Annotated in this window: 16 protein-coding genes and 2 pseudogenes; 1 reads left to right on the top strand and 17 read right to left on the bottom strand. The window is 28.8% G+C overall.

Annotated elements, in window-relative coordinates:
* Nucleotides 1-287: 287 nt before the first annotated feature.
* From BUB36_RS15995 to BUB36_RS15970, 6 genes and pseudogenes are all read right to left on the bottom strand, one after another.
* Nucleotides 288-761 carry a hypothetical protein gene (locus BUB36_RS15995; protein WP_073152565.1) on the bottom strand — a complete coding sequence of 158 codons (474 nt, stop codon included), beginning with the start codon at nucleotides 759-761 and terminating at the stop codon, nucleotides 288-290.
* Between the two features lie 280 nt (nucleotides 762-1,041).
* A pseudogene (locus tag BUB36_RS20420) lies at nucleotides 1,042-1,368 on the bottom strand (nitroreductase family protein); the annotation flags it as partial.
* 89 nt (nucleotides 1,369-1,457) lie between these two features.
* On the bottom strand, nucleotides 1,458-1,874 hold the full coding sequence (locus tag BUB36_RS15985) for a DegV family protein (protein WP_278247857.1): 417 nt from the start codon (nucleotides 1,872-1,874) through the stop codon (nucleotides 1,458-1,460).
* Between the two features lie 331 nt (nucleotides 1,875-2,205).
* Entirely contained in the window at nucleotides 2,206-2,787 is a 582-nt protein-coding gene (locus BUB36_RS15980; protein ID WP_073152560.1) for a TetR/AcrR family transcriptional regulator, read from the bottom strand.
* Entirely contained in the window at nucleotides 2,780-3,664 is an 885-nt protein-coding gene (locus tag BUB36_RS15975) for a serine aminopeptidase domain-containing protein (protein WP_165613118.1), read from the bottom strand. The genes BUB36_RS15980 and BUB36_RS15975 overlap by 8 nt, the downstream gene beginning before the upstream one ends.
* Before the next feature lie 250 nt (nucleotides 3,665-3,914).
* Nucleotides 3,915-4,361 (bottom strand): Hsp20/alpha crystallin family protein, encoded by a 447-nt coding sequence (locus BUB36_RS15970; protein ID WP_073152558.1) that lies wholly within the window; start codon nucleotides 4,359-4,361, stop codon nucleotides 3,915-3,917.
* A 207-nt stretch (nucleotides 4,362-4,568) separates the two neighbouring features.
* Between BUB36_RS15970 and BUB36_RS15965 the strand changes: the two genes are divergently transcribed.
* Entirely contained in the window at nucleotides 4,569-4,805 is a 237-nt protein-coding gene (locus BUB36_RS15965) for a hypothetical protein (protein ID WP_073152555.1), read from the top strand.
* Nucleotides 4,806-6,054: 1,249 nt separating this feature from the next.
* Here the strand turns inward: BUB36_RS15965 and BUB36_RS15960 are convergent.
* From BUB36_RS15960 to BUB36_RS15915, 11 genes and pseudogenes are all read right to left on the bottom strand, one after another.
* Nucleotides 6,055-6,594 carry a hypothetical protein gene (locus BUB36_RS15960; protein WP_073152552.1) on the bottom strand — a complete coding sequence of 180 codons (540 nt, stop codon included), beginning with the start codon at nucleotides 6,592-6,594 and terminating at the stop codon, nucleotides 6,055-6,057.
* Between the two features lie 78 nt (nucleotides 6,595-6,672).
* Entirely contained in the window at nucleotides 6,673-8,406 is a 1,734-nt protein-coding gene (locus tag BUB36_RS15955) for an ABC transporter ATP-binding protein (protein ID WP_073152549.1), read from the bottom strand.
* 192 nt (nucleotides 8,407-8,598) lie between these two features.
* Nucleotides 8,599-9,519 (bottom strand): tyrosine-type recombinase/integrase, encoded by a 921-nt coding sequence (locus tag BUB36_RS15950; RefSeq protein WP_073152546.1) that lies wholly within the window; start codon nucleotides 9,517-9,519, stop codon nucleotides 8,599-8,601.
* A gap of 360 nt (nucleotides 9,520-9,879) precedes the next feature.
* Nucleotides 9,880-10,995: a 4-hydroxybutyrate dehydrogenase gene (locus BUB36_RS15945; RefSeq protein ID WP_073152543.1), complete on the bottom strand. Its 1,116-nt coding sequence runs from the start codon at nucleotides 10,993-10,995 to the stop codon at nucleotides 9,880-9,882.
* Entirely contained in the window at nucleotides 10,982-11,137 is a 156-nt protein-coding gene (locus BUB36_RS19825) for a hypothetical protein (protein WP_165613117.1), read from the bottom strand. The genes BUB36_RS15945 and BUB36_RS19825 overlap by 14 nt, the downstream gene beginning before the upstream one ends.
* A gap of 26 nt (nucleotides 11,138-11,163) precedes the next feature.
* Complete coding sequence (locus BUB36_RS15940; RefSeq protein ID WP_073152540.1) at nucleotides 11,164-11,394, bottom strand: hypothetical protein; 231 nt, start codon at nucleotides 11,392-11,394, stop codon at nucleotides 11,164-11,166.
* Between the two features lie 40 nt (nucleotides 11,395-11,434).
* The gene (locus tag BUB36_RS15935; RefSeq protein ID WP_073152537.1) at nucleotides 11,435-12,109 is read right to left on the bottom strand and encodes a hypothetical protein; all 675 of its coding nucleotides are present in this window, start codon (nucleotides 12,107-12,109) and stop codon (nucleotides 11,435-11,437) included.
* A gap of 363 nt (nucleotides 12,110-12,472) precedes the next feature.
* Nucleotides 12,473-13,903, bottom strand: coding sequence for an adenylosuccinate lyase (gene purB / locus BUB36_RS15930; RefSeq protein WP_073152534.1), 1,431 nt, complete (start codon nucleotides 13,901-13,903; stop codon nucleotides 12,473-12,475).
* Nucleotides 13,904-14,220: 317 nt separating this feature from the next.
* Nucleotides 14,221-14,481: a stage V sporulation protein S gene (locus BUB36_RS15925; protein WP_073152531.1), complete on the bottom strand. Its 261-nt coding sequence runs from the start codon at nucleotides 14,479-14,481 to the stop codon at nucleotides 14,221-14,223.
* A gap of 223 nt (nucleotides 14,482-14,704) precedes the next feature.
* On the bottom strand, nucleotides 14,705-16,249 hold the full coding sequence (rny, locus tag BUB36_RS15920; RefSeq protein WP_084112088.1) for a ribonuclease Y: 1,545 nt from the start codon (nucleotides 16,247-16,249) through the stop codon (nucleotides 14,705-14,707).
* A 721-nt stretch (nucleotides 16,250-16,970) separates the two neighbouring features.
* Nucleotides 16,971-17,187 (bottom strand): annotated as a pseudogene (locus BUB36_RS15915) (group II intron reverse transcriptase/maturase); the annotation flags it as partial.

The raw sequence follows: 17,187 nt of genomic DNA, 5'->3' as shown, positions 1-17,187 counted from the left end.
AAGCCAATTTTTTCAAGAAAAGAACGAACTATTATTAACCCTGCATCTGAAGAAAGATTACCTCCACCGAAATCATATGAAAAACTTTTGTTGAAGTTAAGTGAATTTTGATGTAAACTTGTCATAGAAAGAACCTCTTTTCGTGATATAGTTTTTGTTTTAACGCTTTAACTTTAACACAAAATTAGGTTCTTTTCTTTATTTTTTTGTTATTTCACCCAATGGGTGCAAAGTCCAATTTGTTGGACTACTTGTTAATACTACGATTCAATCATTTTTGATGTTTTCTATGAATAATTCAGGCTTATTAAAGAATTTGTTATATTATCTATCTTTTCAATATTTTCTTTAGTAAGTAATGAAATGAATTTATCTATTCCTTCCGATTGTATTCTTGAGTAAATTATACCGCCATATTTTTCTTTGTGTTCACCTATAAGAAATGGAATATATAACTTGATTAGCTTTTGAAGGTTTGCAGTTTCATTCACTTTATTTACCAATTCCATATGATGCTTTGAGATTTCATTGTATTGTTCTTGTTTAGATAAAATATTTAATTCTAGTGATTGTTCTAACCCTTCTTTATCTGCTTTTAACGTATTACATTCAGATTTTAATAAAGCTAATTCTTGTCTTAGTTTGATGTTTTCACCAGCTAATCTCCTAATCTTGTCCTTATCATTTGAATCAACATTTGAATTGCATGATGATAGCATAAGAAAATTAATCAATAATATAAAGACTATAGCTTTTTTCAATGTATTACCCTCCAATTAATAGTATTTTGATAAATTAGCTATATAGGAAATAGTCTTTTATATTATATCACAATTTGGAATAGTTTTACTTAAATAACTATATATAGAATGATATAAGGATGATTATGCAGATAATAAAGAGTATGCTGGTAAAATGTCTGTAGGGACGGAAGCTGCAATTATATTCTAAAGCCGAAAAATAGCAAAGTAATTATTCAATCACCTTGCTATTAGAAAAATAAATCTTTATGTTCATTAACTTGAGGAAAATACAAAAATCTTATTCATTTATGATTAACGATACAATATAGTAATAGCCTGCTGGAGATTTTTCAGATGCTTCTTTATCAACAGTAAACTTTAAATTCTTTCCAAAATATTTTGCAGCTATCCATAAATGACAAATTCCTATACTCATATCAATTTGATTTATCTTCTTATAGAAGATAGCTTTAATAAAGTTTGGTTTATCACAATAAACGTGGATTATATCATTGGATATACTATAAAACCATGGTTGACTATTTGTCGAGGATGGTGCAAGTCGAGCTGATTCTAGAAGTTCATCTTCTTTATCAGTATTTCTGATTTCTTGGATAGGCTTTCTCTTAAACTTTGATAAATTTTATCTATGCAAGGTTTCTGCAGGTTCTCCAAAGGCTAGAGCAATAACATATTCTAACTGAGACTCCTTTATTATTTCTTTCTTTGGTCTTGCCATTCCAACCCAACAACTCCCTGTAGTACTGGAAAGCCCAATCCCATATTGAGTGCTTTAGAATCAATTAATTCAAATACCATGTTTTTAAAATCCTTTGAAACATTACGAATTATATTCATAGTTCCACTTAAATCAGTGGGTATTGTCGTTACTATCACATGGGTATATCCTTCCTCTTCCAGCTTCCTAAAAAGATTAAATGTATCCTCACTAGAAGGTAGTGATGTTGTGGGAATAGCTTTATCGAACCTTTCATATATATCCTCTGGTGTTATTTCTACTCGATCTCTGTACTCTTCTTCATGGGAGTATACTACTTTCAGGGGCAATATCTTTATGTTATACTTTTTTACTATGTCATCCATCAAGTCACTGGTAGAATCAGTAACAATAGCTATCTTATTTCATTGTTCTCCTCCTCATACTTAAAACTTTATATGTATCTAATAAAAGTACATGTTTATTTTTAACAGTATTAATAAGTAATATAATTATAAAAGCAATAGTTAAATTTTACTAATCATATCATTTTTTAATAGGTTATTCAAGAAATTTAAATTATCGTACCTATTTTAAATCGAGGTTTTTAGATGAAACTAATAGCTATTTTTGAAAGAATGAAACTCTAGCACAATACTAGTCCTATTATAACTAATATTTAATATACTCAATTACTTCACCAAAATCATTATAATATGACATTATTGTTTCAACCATTGTCTTTTACTCTTCAACTATTTTTTCAATTATACCATCTATAATAATATCCATGACTGGTTGATTTTCCTCATCTGAAATCAAAGAGGATGCAAGCATAAAAACGAATTGAACTGTTTTAACAACCAATGATGTAGGATAATTGAATTTTACACCAACCTCAGTTAGTTTTTGAACTACAAAGGCATCGTTTATGTTATTGTTTTCTATAGTCTCTGGTGGTATGCGGCGTGATAGATATTTCCACGATTCTCCATTAATAGAAGAGATAATTGGGTCATTAAAGAATTTATCCATTACAAAGCAAATCACGAGTTTCATAAGTTTCCTTGGCTTTCGGTTTTTGTTTTCATAAAACAAACATTCAAGTCCATCAAAAATCTCTTGCTGCTTTTTTAGATTTATTTCCATAAAAAGGTGTTCCTTGCTTTCGAAAAATGTATAGAATGCACCATGGGAAATACCAGCGGCGGTGGTAAGGTCGTTGATGGTGACTTTTCGAACTCCATGTACTGAAAAAAGCTTTTCTCCCTCTGTAAATAGCCGCTTTTTTATAATATCTCGTTCATGTTTGCTAAATTTAGGCATCTGCTGTCACCTCGTTTGTATTCTCTAGAAACCATTTTGCCACCTGCTCACATACTTCATCAGCACGGAAATAATAGCTATTATGAACATCATCAATAGAGTACAATTTTTTATGGCAGGTAAGTCTATCATAATAATGTTCAAAATATTCCGCAGGAAAGTAGCGGTCAGAAAGGGTTTGAAATACCAGTACTGGGCATTTTGGCGTATCTTTAAGATAGCTGTTCTTTCCTAAAAAGATTTCCATAAGTGCTGTCATCCAATTAATATTTGGTTTAAACATATGCGGATTCTCCAAGAGTGACATCTCATAAAAATAATCGTCTTGTTCCTTGTTTTTCCCATAATATTCTGGAGGCTTCATATTGATGCAAAGATTGGGAGCTATTTTTTTAAGAAGCTTCATCATATTATAAACCGTTTTTGCAGCCCATAAAGAAAGACCTAGTGGGGACAAATCTTCATAAATACCAACAGCAAACTGAGCAAAACCATCCAGTCTATTACTGTAAGAGGCATAATATTGGCCCCAAATCCCACCTATACCTGTACCGCCAAATAAAAATACCTTACCATTAAAGTTTTCTTCTATGTAGTTTATACAGCTATCTAAATCAGAAAGTACCCCATTAGCTGTAAATTCACTAACGCTTCCTTCGCTCTTGCCAATGCCAGCTAGGTCCACTGCAAAGATATTGAAACCATATTTTGATAAGGGCTCATATGCTTTTTTAGTAAATCCCCCCACCGAGCCCAAAGGTGTTTGAATGTATAAAACATTTGGTGCATCAATAGATGTAAAGTAGTGACGGCAAAATAATTGTTGTCCTTTGTGGTTAGAAATTGATATTTCAATCCATATATGTGTGCTTTTCATTTTAAAACCCATCCTTTTAAATTATATAACTATAAATATTTTATAGTCATATAATAATACAAGAAAGAATACTCGTCAAGCATTTTGAAAACTTTTTATATTATATTCAAAAAAATAATCGCTGTTGACAAACCCGATAGACTTTGTTTACAATCTGTATTATCTTTAATAAGATAATTCCTTTGTATAAAAAAGGGTTTTTTATACAATATACAATAAGAGCAGGCATTTTAGCCTGCTCAAATTATAATTATTGAATATCAATTTTTTTACTACCCTTTGATGGTTTTTCCTTTGGAAGTATAACCTTTAAAAGACCATTTTTAGGTGCTTTAGCAGTAATTTCATCTTGCTTTACATTTGGAATATAGAATGAACGACTTATCCTACCTACTCTTCTTTCTCTTCTAATATAGTTATCTCTTTCCTCATTTATTTCTTCATTTTGATTAATTGTTAAATATAAATGGTCATTTTTATACTCCAAATTAATCTCATCCTTTGTAAATCCTGGGACCTCAGCTTCTACAATATATTCTTTATTATTTTCCTTGATATCAGCCCTAATAGATCCCAAAGGTGAGTCTTTAAAGAAATTATCAGTCATTAAATTAGAAAAGAAGTTGTCCCTAAATACTTTCTCAGCAGCCTCTAACATATTCCTTCTTCTTTTGTCAAATGGCATTAAATCAAACATTTAGCACTCCTCCTTTTTTATTATTATTTGTTTTCTAATAATATTTTATACCAAAAGTCAAAGAAAGTCAAAGTCTATTTTATTTTATTTATAAAAAGGGGTACAGACAGCATAACCGAGTTAAAAAACTGCTTTATTTAACTAACATTTGTATATTAACGGTGATTTATAAGTTTGCACTAAATTTATATTAAGGTGGTGTTCTTTATGAATAAAAAAATAATAATATTAATAAGCTTGGTAGCAATATTAGCAACGAGTATAAATGTTCTTGCAAATAATAGAGATATATACTCCAATTTAAATCAACGATATAAGATATCAAAAGAAGAAAAACCAGTAAACGAAGCAAAAGAGCTAACAGAAAAAAGAGTAGAATTGTTAGAAAAAGTTAAAGCTAGAATAGAAGATTCATGGAAAGACATTGAAAAAAAAATTATATAAACACAGCAGAGTATACAGCAATTAGTCTTTTAGATTTTAGTAACTTTCAGAACAATCAAAAAGAAAGTTTGAATTTATCTAAAGATCATGTTGACTATATTTTAAGGCTAGCCTTTTCGCGTATCAAAGAATTGCCTAATGGAACAAATATATATTACGAGTCTAAAATTTATGAAAATAAAACTAGAGTTAGCAATAGCATTCATGAGAATTGGAATCATGTTACAACTATAAAAAAGGTTAAAGGCACACCTATAAAAAAATTGACTAAAAGCGATATCATCTGAACTGTAGTGCTATATTACTACTTTGCCCTTGGTTACAACTTTTCTGGTACTACTCCTAATTACAAGAATTTTAATAACTTAGAAAATTAATCAATAGGTGGATACTTGACATTTTTTTGTTATGTCAATATCTATATTTCTTTTGTCATAGATTATACAATACATACTTTCTTTTAAATCTTTTTTTCCAGGAACGTAATGATATGAATAAATAAACTCAGGATCATCTTTATATATTATATCAATATTATACCCTCCTATTTTATAATCTTTAAATATTTGTTTTGATTGTATGTTTTCATCGGTACATCTTTAAATAGACATATATTCTTTTAAGGCTTTCTCTGCAAAATATTTTTGAATTGGAAAATAATACAATATACACATTGATACAATTAATACAATTATTATGTATATTTTGGGTTTCATTATGAAACTCTCCTTTATTTAGTAGTGAGGGTAATTGTGTTTTAAAGTATAATTTTGATAGATAATGAGATATAACACCGTGTTATCATTGACTATTTCACTCTAAAACCATTAAAATATTGTTCTATAATATAAAAGCACCATATTAATCAAATATTAATTTATGTATTTGCCATTTATTATTTTCTTTTTTATTAATGAAAAATATAATTACTAAGAATATGATTAATATTATAATCAAAGTAGACATAATTTCACTTCCTTTAAAACAAAAATAGGCTTTAAACCTCTTAAAAATCTATTTAATTTTTTTGGTATTTTCCCATAGAAGACGCAATGGTTTTAAAAGATTATGCCCAATATATTCTGCTAAAATCATATAAATCCTTATTATAATAATAAGGAATATAAAAAACATAAAAAATCTTATAGTAAAATATAAAGTATCCATAATAGTATTTCACGTCCTTTTGAAAAAGATAAATAAATCAGAACCTTTTTTATTCTATTTGTTTTTCTTTTCAATAGAATTATCAAAACAAATAAGAATCTATAACCTTCCACTTAATTTTTAAATTATCATCATTATTAGTTATTTCATAGCTTAATAGCATATATCCATATGTATGACCATCTTCAAAATAAGCTAATACCCATCTATCACTTAATACAAAGATATCTTTATTTGAGAAAAAGGACATTCTTCCACCTAATGATCCTTTATAAGGAATTAATTCAGGGTGCTTCATAAGATCTTCTTTGAGTTTAATTGGATCATCAATACCTTTTTCTTTTAGTTGCTGTAACATGGGTTCATCAAGCTTAGGCAATTTTTCAATGATTTCATTTTTTGATTTTATAATTGAATTTAATTCTTCTATATTACTGGTCAATTCTTTAATAGCAGCATCTTTAGCTTTAAGTTTTTTATTAAGCTCAGTATTTAAACCTTCATATTTGTTATTTAAATCACTTACTTTCTTAATTAAAATATTTCTCTCAATAACAAAAATAAGCAAAATACAAATAAGAATAAGATATGTTGTTATAATAATAATCTTTTGTTTTTTCAATGTGTATCCCCCCAGATTTATTTTTTATTTAGAGGAGTTACTAATTTATCGACTTTGATAATTATAACTCCTCTTATACTATGTTATTTCATCTGTAATATTGTGGAACTGTAGCTTATATAGTCTTGAGTATAATCCCTGTTTTTTCATTAATTCATCATGATTTCCCTGTTCTTGTATGCCTTTATCGGTGAGTACAACAATATTATCAGCATTTCTTATGGTTGATAGTCTATGGGCTATAACCAAGGTTGTCCTACCTTTTGAAAGCTTTTCTAAAGCTTCTTGTATCTTTATCTCAGATTCGTTATCTAGAGCTGATGTGGCTTCATCTAAAATTAGAATAGGAGGATTCTTTAAAAATACTCTAGCAATAGATATCCTTTGTTTTTGACCTCCAGAGAGCTTTACTCCTTTTTCTCCTATATGTGTATCATATTGGTTTGGTAATTTCATTATAAATTCGTGTATATTAGCTTTCTTTGCTGCTGATATAACTTCGTTATCGGTAGCTTCTGGTTTTCCATAGAGAATATTATCTTTTATAGTTCCTGTAAATAGAAATACATCTTGTTGTACTAATCCAATATTCTTTCTAAGTGATTTTATAGCTATGTCTTTAATATTTATTTCATCAATAAAAATATCGCCAGCCTCAATATCATAAAATCTAGGAATCAAATGACATAGAGTTGTTTTTCCTCCACCAGAGGGACCTACTAGTGCTACTGTTTCTCCTGCATTAATACTTAGATTTATATTCTTGAGAACGGTTTCCTTTTGATTGTAGCTAAATGTAATATTTTTCAGTTCAATATCTCCCTTTACATTTTTTAGCTCTATTGAATTTTCTTTATCAACTATTTCAGGCTTTATATCTAGTATTTGAACAAATCTTTCAAAGCCTGTCATACCTAATTGGAATTGTTGAGCAAACTGAGTAAGTCTTCTTACAGGCTGCATAAAAAAATTAATATATAGAATATAAGCTACTAAATCCCCAAGTGTTATTAATTCTCTATATACAAACATACCACCAACTGCTATAACAAGTAAATTAAGAAGATTAGATAAAAAGTTTATACCTGTAAAAAACTCTGCCATTGATTTAAATGCAAATTCTCTTGATTCTTTAAATTCCCTATTGCCTTCAAAAAATTTTCTCATCTCATATTCTTCATTTGCAAAGGATTTAGCCACCCTTATTCCAGAAATACTATTTTCAAGCTGGGAGTTTACATTTGCTATCTTCTTTCTTACGTTTCTAAAAGCGTTACTCATTTTTTCTCTCTTTTTTATTGCAAACCAGATCATCATTGGAATAAAGGCAAATATTATTAATGTAAGCCTCCATTCTATATTGAGAAGTATTATAAATGAACCTATAATCATAATTACAGATAAAAATAAATCTTCTGGTCCATGATGGGCTAATTCTGATATTTCTCTAAGGTCATTTACCACCCTTGACATTATATGTCCAGTTTTAGTTTCATCAAAATATTTTGTATCAAGGGTTTGTATATGAGAAAATAAGTCATTTCTCATATCTGCTTCCATTCTTGTTCCTACAACATGACCCCAGTAATCTACAACATAGTTGAAAATTGCTCTTAATATGTATAAAATGAATAGTGTTCCAATCAAAATATAGAAGGTTCTAATTTTACCATTTGGTAAAATATCATTAAATAGACTTCTAGTTACCATAGGAAATACAAGATCGATTACTGCCATAAAAAAAGCACAAAGCATATCTATAATAAATAGCTTTTTATGAGGCTTGTAATAAGACGAAAATAATTTTATCACTTATATCACTCCTTTAAAACGTTATAAAAAGTTTATTATATTTTTTATAATAATTCAATATCGTCTAACAAAAATGCAAAGAAAATATAGAAATTTAAGTAAAGACTTTAATTTATACATGTCCAAAATGCCCAGAAGGATTGCATATTTGTACATGTATAAATTAAGTTTCACTATGTAAATTTTATAAACTTATTTCAACTTGAAATTTAGATAATCAATTGCATTATCTTCTAAAACAGGGATTGAATAACTGTATCTATCTGCAATCCTAGCATCAGACCATCCGAATTGGTTTTTAACTTTTTCTGCAGAAGCACCATTTTTAAGACATAATGCAGCTGCGCTGTGTCTTAAATCTCTAGGTGTATATATGTGCTCAAATTCTGCTTTTTTACACGCATCGGTTAATATTTTTCTTAACCATCGCCCACTTAGAGGCTTGCCAAACTTATTTCTAAATACATGAGAATCTTTATTTACTGGTTCAATAGATTTTTTGTACTTAGCTAAAAGCTCTGCCATATCATCTGATACCTTAACATATCTCTTTTCATTATTTTTGACTTTGAATTCTATAGCTATATTGGAATTTGCATCTTCAATAAAGTTATTCCACTTTAGATCAATGGTTTCTCTCAGCGTTAATCCAGAAGTAAATATGAGCATTAAGGCTGTATAATCCCTTAAATTACCTTCCTTTAGAATAGATATTAATTTATCTAATTCAGAGAAGGAAACTATTTTGTCACTTGAAATACTTCTAGGAGCAGAAGGTTTCTCAACTGCTCTAAAATGATTATAGAAAGAATCAGGGATAAAATCATATAGGAGTTTCACACTTTCAATATAATTAAAGAAGCTAAATAAATATATATATTTCTTTTCAACTGTGAATATACTCATTTTTCCATTATTTGCATCATCCTTAAGCTTATTTATATAACAACTGCAATCTTCGTTATTAGCATATAAAAAATCTTTATTTATAAAATCTGTAAATTTTAATATTTCCCTAGTGTAATCTCTACGAGTTTTTTCTAATTTTAATCTTTCTATAGTAAAACATTTGATAAGATTTTTGCTATTGTATGAAATAATATTTTCATGCATTATTTATATTGCTCCTTTCCTGATTATATGAAAAAGATAATCTGTTAAATTGAGAAATTTATTTATATTACTATTATAATATACATATTTTGGTTTAAACATTTAATTTTAGAGTATTTTTGTTTTTTGGATTTGTATGTAATTAATTAGAGAAATAATTTATGGATAAAAATATATTTGTTCAGAGTTTAATACAACTCGGAATTTAAATTTATGCTTTTATCTACCTACTGCTAACAAATATAAAAAAGAGGTCCATGATATACATAGCCTCTCTTCTCGTAATCATTTTTTAAGCATCTCTTTTATCTTTTCACTCCCTATAGTATTTTTTATACCACCAAATTTTAATGATTTATATTAATATAATCCTTCATAGATGTTTAAAATATCTTCCTTTGATAACTCTACATAATTATTAGCTAAAAGTCTTTGTTGAGTTTCAAATACGTTATCGGTAAATATATTAATTTCATTTTCTGTCATCCCATAGCTTCTAAGCTTATTTTTAGAAAGAAGCTTTCCAAGAACCTCTTCTAGCTTATCATACACCTTTTCTTCAACACATCCTAAAATATCTGATATCACTTTATTAATTTCTTTAATGCTTCCATTTGGATTCTTTTTATTATACATTTTAAATACTTCAGTAAAAAACTGATAATTAGCTTCTCCATGGGGGACATGATATTTCCCACTTAAAGGATAAGATAATGCATGAACTGCACCCACACCAGTATTGCCAAATGCTATACCCGCATAATTACTAGCAATTAGTATGTCTTCTAATCTTTCAAACCTATAATTTTCTCCTTTTTCTATGATATTAAGATAAATATCAAGTATCATTTCTATAGCCTTTGTGCTATAAAGTTTAGAATAGGGATTAGACTTCGGAGATATATAAGACTCCACTGCATGTATTAAAGCATCTATTGAGCTATATACATAAAACTTATAGGGAAGTCCTTTTAAAAAATCAGGTATTAAAACTGCATCATCGGGAAACAATTCGTCTACGGCAAGTCCCATTTTAATACCCTTAGACTTTATTTCGGCTATTGCTATATTTGTAACTTCACTACCAGTACCACAGGTTGTAGGAATAGCTATTAATTGTTTTTCCTTAACAAAATCTATTTTCTTTTCAAATGCATCTACTACATCATCTAAATCCTTTAGTATAAGTAACTTAGCTATATCTAATACAGTACCACCACCAACAGCTATTATTCTGTCAAAATCTTCTTTTTTAGATTCTTTTAATATGGAATTCATCATTTCATCTGAAGGTTCCCCTTGACCATAATCCTCTTTAATAATAAATCTAGAATCCAAATTCAAATCCTTTATAGATGGTTCATATACAAATCTATTTGTAAGAACTAAATCTTTTTTACCTAAACTAAATTCCTTAGCAAATTCTCTAAATTTATCAAATTTATGTATTCTAGCTTTTAATTTAAATACCTCCATAATTATCTCCTTTCTTAATAATAACTATAGTTTTGCAAAAATCAAACTCTAGCAAAATATCACTTGAGCCTACTAAGAAAAATCTTCTTAGAAATACAAAGTCCTTTAAAACTAAACTTAGATGTCCATGGAGTATCTTCATTTTTCCTCCACAATTATTTCAAATTCTCATTTAGTAGATTTTTCTTTTCTAAGGGTTAAATACAGCCCTATTCCTAAAGCTGCTAAAAAAAGCCAATAAATAATAGAAGGAATATAATTGTATTCATAACCCGTTGACCAAAATTCCCCAGTGGTTTGATCAATGTATTTTGCTAAATTTGAAATTGAAATTTGAAGGCTTAAAGTAATAATACTCAATGCAATGATAAATAATCCAACTATTTTTTCAAGCTTCATGTGAATTCCCCCTAGATAGGTTTGAATATTAATAAGATTTTCAATTATAAATGAAAGGGTTTAATAAGGCAAAGCCTATGACCAATATACCACCTATAACATTTAACATGATTGCAAAATTAGTTGGTTCTCCCCCAGATACATCTAATATATGTTGAAAATCCCAAATTCTTTCTGGATACATAATACCTGCTAATCCAAAAAAAATCAATGGAATTGAAAAAATAAAAATTACTATCATAAAATTTCCATCAATAAAGTCATATACTTCCTCTATATTGTTTACAAGCTGCACATCAAAAGGAATAAATTTATCGGCTTGTGAAACTTCTCCTACATTTATTCTAATAAAGTTTTGTTTATACTTTCTTCCATCTGAAAGTGTAATAAAGCAACCCTTATTATTCCAATCTGAACTATCGTATTTTATGGTCTTATCTTTATATTTAATCTCATATTTACCAGCTATAGAAGAGAATGTATATCCACTATGAGACAAATCTATAGTTACAAGAACTTCATTTCCTTCTTTATCTTGAAATATAATGTTTTCATCTGAATGGGATATATATTTAAAACCTTGCCCATCAATGGTAAATTTTATTTTTGATTGATATGTTATTGTTAAAATTAATATATTAAGAACAATAATCAAAAAAGCTATAGCAAGATAAATTTTTCTTTTCCCATACTTATCATATAACTGCTCTAGCATAATTCCCCTCCTTATTTAAACGCAAAAAAATAATAGATCAGCCAAGTTTTATATATTTATACATAATTTTCATATTAAAACTAATTCTCCATAAAATATATATTTCCTTTTAAAATATGAATTTTTATAATAGTCTTTTTTATTTTTATCTAGAAATTATAACTTTTTTAACAGAACTAACCCCTTTATTTATAGGTTAATTTTATAAATAAAGGGGTATCTAATAACTGATATAATTCTTGACTATAAATTTCTATATATTAAGCTATGAAAAGACTAATTTTTTTCTTTGATACTTATAAGGAATACCCTAATACTTAGAATCTAGAATTTACAACTAAATTTCCACATGACTTGTCCTCTCTAAACCTTTAACTCAACATCTACCCCCAATATATCCTTATTAGCCTCTAAAATTGGATTTATATGCTCTTTAATAAACTCTTCTACCTGCTGTGGTGATCTTCCTATGAAAAGCATAGGATCTAATAAGTCATTTATCTCATCCATTGAAAGATTAAAGGCATCATCTTTAGCTATTCTAGTTAAAAGATCATTTTCTTTTCCTTCTTCTTTAACAACCCTTCCAGCATCCATTGAATGTACTCTTATTCTTTCATGAAGTTCTTGTCTATCTCCACCTTTTTTTACTGCTTCCATTAATATATTTTCAGTAGCCATAAAAGGCAATTCTTCCTTAATCCTTCTTTCTATTACCTTTGGATAAACTACTAGATTTGAACTTATATTTATCGCAATCTCTAAAATCGAATCTATACATAAAAATGATTCTGGAATAGAAAGTCTTCTATTTGCTGAATCATCAAGAGTTCTTTCAAACCATTGTGTAGCAGCTGTATTTGCAGGATTTTGAGTATTTACAATAACATATCTTGCTAATGATGCAATCCTTTCACTTCTCATAGGATTTCTTTTATATGCCATTGCAGATGAGCCTATTTGATTTTTCCCAAAGGGTTCCTCTACTTCTTTTAAATGCTGTAATAAACGGATATCATTAGTCATCTTATGTAAACTTTGTGCAATCCCGCTTAATACTGATAAAACTTTGTAGTCAAATTTTCTACTATAGGTCTGTCCAGATACAGGGAAAGTTCTTTCAAAGCCTAATTTTTTAGCCACTAACTCATCTAACTGCTTAACCTTTTCATGATCACCATCAAAAAGCTTTAGATAGCTGGCTTGAGTTCCTGTTGTTCCCTTTACTCCTCTAATCATCATTTTAGAGATGAGTCTTTCCACATCGTCTAAATCTAATAATAAGTCCATAAGCCAAAGTGTGGCTCTTTTTCCTACAGTTGTTAGCTGGGCAGGTTGGAAATGTGTGAAGCCTAATGTAGGTAAGCTTCTATATTCATATGCAAACCTAGCTAGCCTGTCTATACAATTTATCAACTTTTTACGAATAATTTTTAAAGCTTTTTGCATTACTATTAAATCAGTATTATCACCAACAAATGCACTGGTAGCTCCTAAATGTATAATACCTTTAGCTTTAGGACATTGCTGAGCATATGCATGAACATGGGACATAACATCATGCCTTGTTTTTTTTTCCATCTTCTTTGCTACTTCATAATTTATTTCATCCTTAAATCTTTTCATTTCCTCTATTTGTTCATCGGTTATTGGAAGCCCTAATTCCTTTTCAGCTTCTGCTAAAGCTATCCACAGCTTTCTCCATGTTCTAAATTTTGTGTCAGGAGAAAATGTTTCAAGCATCTCTTCACTTGCATATCTTGTGATTAAGGGATTTTCATATAAAGATGTCACTAGATCACTCCTTACGTTTATTTAAAATATCATAAAAATGTTCGTATCTTTTCATATAGTATTATACAATATATATTTAATAATAACAAATAGTTTATATTCTAAATGGAAGGATTTGAAGATACGTTTTTAAATAGTATTGCAAAATATTATTTGCTTATGCTAAATAAAAAAAACCTGCTTATTTATTAGCAGGCTCCATAAATAAATAACTTGAAAATTTAATAAAATTCAAAGAAAAGTTCTGAAACCTTCATTATTTTCTTTAAATTTTATTTCAATTTTATTGTTGTTTATCTATAGTAGAATCGTTTTCACTATCTAGGCTGTACAATGAGCTTTATAGCAGTCCTTTCTTCACCATCAATTTCAATGTCTGTAAATGCTGGAATACAGATTAGATCCATACCACTAGGAGCAACGAATCCTCTAGCAATTGCAACTGCTTTTACTGCTTGATTTAGAGCACCTGCACCTATAGCTTGAATTTCAGCAGCACCACGTTCTCTAAGAACACCTGCCAAAGCTCCTGCAACTGAATTTGGGTTTGATCTTGCTGACACTTTTAATACTTCCATTGATTAAAGCCCCCTTTAAAAAATTTGATTAATTAGTGTTTTGATTGCTTATTAACCCACAGACATATATTATAGTTATGAGTTAAATATTTAATAGATTTCCACTAATTAGTAATATTCTACACAAACAAAAAAAATCCTTCTATAAAATAATATAAATTAAAAACTTTCTTTAAATTTTAATAAAAAAACAGCAAAAAAAGCTATCTCTTGATAGCTTTTTTTATTTTGCGTAATCTATGGCCCTGGTTTCTCTAATAACGTTTACTTTTATTTGCCCAGGATATTCAAGTTCATTTTCAATTCTTTTGCTTATATCTCTTGCTAGTAGTACCATATCATCATCAGTTATATTTTCAGGCTTAACCATTATTCGAATTTCTCTACCAGCCTGAATAGCAAAGGCTTTTTCTATGCCTTCATAGGAATTTGCTATATTCTCTAACTTTTCTAGACGTTTTATATAAGTCTCTAAAGTTTCTCTCCTTGCACCTGGTCTAGCTGCAGATATTGCATCTGCTGCAGTAACGAGTACTGCTTCAATAGTTTGAGGCTCATAATCACCATGGTGTGTAGACATTGCATGTATAACTTCTCTTGATTCCCTATATCTTCTAAGTAAGTTAATACCTATTTCAACATGTGTACCTTCTACCTCATGGTCAACTGCTTTACCAATATCATGTAGTAAACCAGCTCGTTTTGCAATTCTTACATCTACTCCCAACTCAGCAGCCATTATTCCTGCCAAATATGAAACTTCTATAGAATGTTGTAGAACATTTTGTCCATAACTAGTCCTATATTTTAAGCGACCAAGCAATTTGATTAACTCAGGATGAAGATTATGAATTCCTAAATCAAATGTTACTTTTTCGCCTTCTTCCTTTATATGATCATTTATTTCTTTTCTTGCTTTTTCAACCATTTCCTCAATTCTTGCTGGATGTATCCTTCCATCTATAATAAGTTTTTCAAGAGCTACTCTTGCTACTTCCCTTCTTATTGGGTCAAAGGATGATAAAATAACAGCTTCAGGAGTATCGTCAATAATTAAATCAACTCCTGTTAATGTCTCTAATGCCCTGATATTTCTACCTTCTCTCCCAATAATTCTTCCCTTCATTTCGTCATTAGGTAAACTTACAACTGAAACTGTGGATTCTGCAACATATTCAGCTGCACATTTTTGAATTGCATAGGCTGTTATTTCGGTAGCTGTTTTATTAGCTTCTTCTTTAGCTTTACTTACAATATCCCTGATCATAACAACAGCATCGTGCTTAACATCTTTTTCTATATCCTTGAGTAATATCTGCTTTGCTTCTTCGGTTGTAAGACCAGAAATTCTTTCAAGTTCCTCAATTTGTTTTTGATAGAGACTATCAATCATGTCTTGCTTCCTAGCCAATTCTTTTTGTGCTTTCCCTAAATAATCTTCCTTCTTCTCAAGATTATCGGATTTTCTATCGAGGGTCTCCTCTTTTTGAAGTAATCTTCTTTCTAATCTTTGAAGCTCATTACGTCTATCTCTACTTTCTCTCTCTAATTCATTTCTTAATTTATGAACCTCTTCTTTAGCTTCAAGAAGTATTTCTTTCTTCTTGGTATCAGCTTCTTTATTAGCTTCAAAAATTATTAATTCAGCTTTTTGCTCAGCACTGCCTATTTTTTTCTCAGCAGTCATCTTTCTTAATATATATCCAATCCCAAAGCTTGTTGGGGCTGAAATTGCTATTGATAAGATTACAGATAAATATTCTTTAATAAATTTCACCTCCCATATTTTTTTGTTATTCAGTTGTTATTCACTCTTTAGCTTTTATATTGTTTAAGTAAAAAAGTAGATGGATAAATTAATATTCATAAAAACAAATTAAAGTATAAATAATTATTTTATCGATAACCACTATAATATTTAATATAATTTATAATAATATAGTTATCGATGTAATTAACCAGCTTTAAATTATAATATTTAGTTTAATAGTTGGCCAATTATAATAAATCAAAAAATATAAACCGATAATGTCGGCTTTGAAATCCAAAAGCTCATAAAGGGAATGAATCATGGAAATGGAGCAATACTCTGTTTCCTTTTAATTTTATATCTTTTTCAAATTACTGTCAAGAACATTTGAAAGTTCAAAGTTTTATGGTATTCCTACAGAGCCTTAAAAATTAATAATTCTATTTCTTTATTTTATAGATACCAGTTTGTATTTTTATATACAGATTTCCAATAGTAAAACTTAATTTATGCATATCAAAATATCCAGATCTTTTAAGGATTTTTGATACGTATAAATTAACTGTTTTACTAGAATATCTATAATGATTGCTTTTACTATATATTAATTTATACAATCCATTGGTTAAAACTTTTTATATCGAGTAGCTAGAAAACAGGATAATTAGTTCTGTTTTCTTTGCTCTCACAGAACTGGACTTACGTTTGCCGTATCCAGCTCCTGAAATTTCTCACCGAATTAATAATAATAATTCGACAATAACCCAACTTCGTATTTCTGCATATCAATAAGACCTAGGTCTTCAAAGTACTTATTTGGTAATATCTGATGTATTATATGTACTTTGGAATTCTTCCACTTTGTTACTGCCATCTTTAAACCATTTCCTTTAATACCTAGTCTTCTCATTTCTTTATGCATTGCCTTGTAGGTTTTCCATTGTTTCATCTTTATC

Origin of the sequence: Paramaledivibacter caminithermalis DSM 15212, assembly GCF_900142245.1 — a bacterium.
GTDB classification, from domain to species: domain Bacteria; phylum Bacillota; class Clostridia; order Peptostreptococcales; family Caminicellaceae; genus Paramaledivibacter; species Paramaledivibacter caminithermalis.
Note: the sequence above shows the minus strand (reverse complement) of the source record. Positions and strands in the feature narration are given on the sequence as shown.

Bases quoted from the DNA above. Each gene is read 5' to 3' on its own strand.
- BUB36_RS15950 (WP_073152546.1), bottom strand. From the start codon at position 9,519: ATGCATGAAAATATTATTTCATACAATAGCAAAAATCTTATCAAATGT.
- BUB36_RS19825 (WP_165613117.1), bottom strand. From the start codon at position 11,137: ATGAAGATACTCCATGGACATCTAAGTTTAGTTTTAAAGGACTTTGTA.
- BUB36_RS15975 (WP_165613118.1), bottom strand. From the start codon at position 3,664: ATGAAAAGCACACATATATGGATTGAAATATCAATTTCTAACCACAAA.
- BUB36_RS15925 (WP_073152531.1), bottom strand. From the start codon at position 14,481: ATGGAAGTATTAAAAGTGTCAGCAAGATCAAACCCAAATTCAGTTGCA.
- BUB36_RS15980 (WP_073152560.1), bottom strand. From the start codon at position 2,787: ATGCCTAAATTTAGCAAACATGAACGAGATATTATAAAAAAGCGGCTA.
- BUB36_RS15965 (WP_073152555.1), top strand. From the start codon at position 4,569: ATGAATAAAAAAATAATAATATTAATAAGCTTGGTAGCAATATTAGCA.
- BUB36_RS15970 (WP_073152558.1), bottom strand. From the start codon at position 4,361: ATGTTTGATTTAATGCCATTTGACAAAAGAAGAAGGAATATGTTAGAG.
- BUB36_RS15940 (WP_073152540.1), bottom strand. From the start codon at position 11,394: ATGAAGCTTGAAAAAATAGTTGGATTATTTATCATTGCATTGAGTATT.
- BUB36_RS15945 (WP_073152543.1), bottom strand. From the start codon at position 10,995: ATGGAGGTATTTAAATTAAAAGCTAGAATACATAAATTTGATAAATTT.
- BUB36_RS15935 (WP_073152537.1), bottom strand. From the start codon at position 12,109: ATGCTAGAGCAGTTATATGATAAGTATGGGAAAAGAAAAATTTATCTT.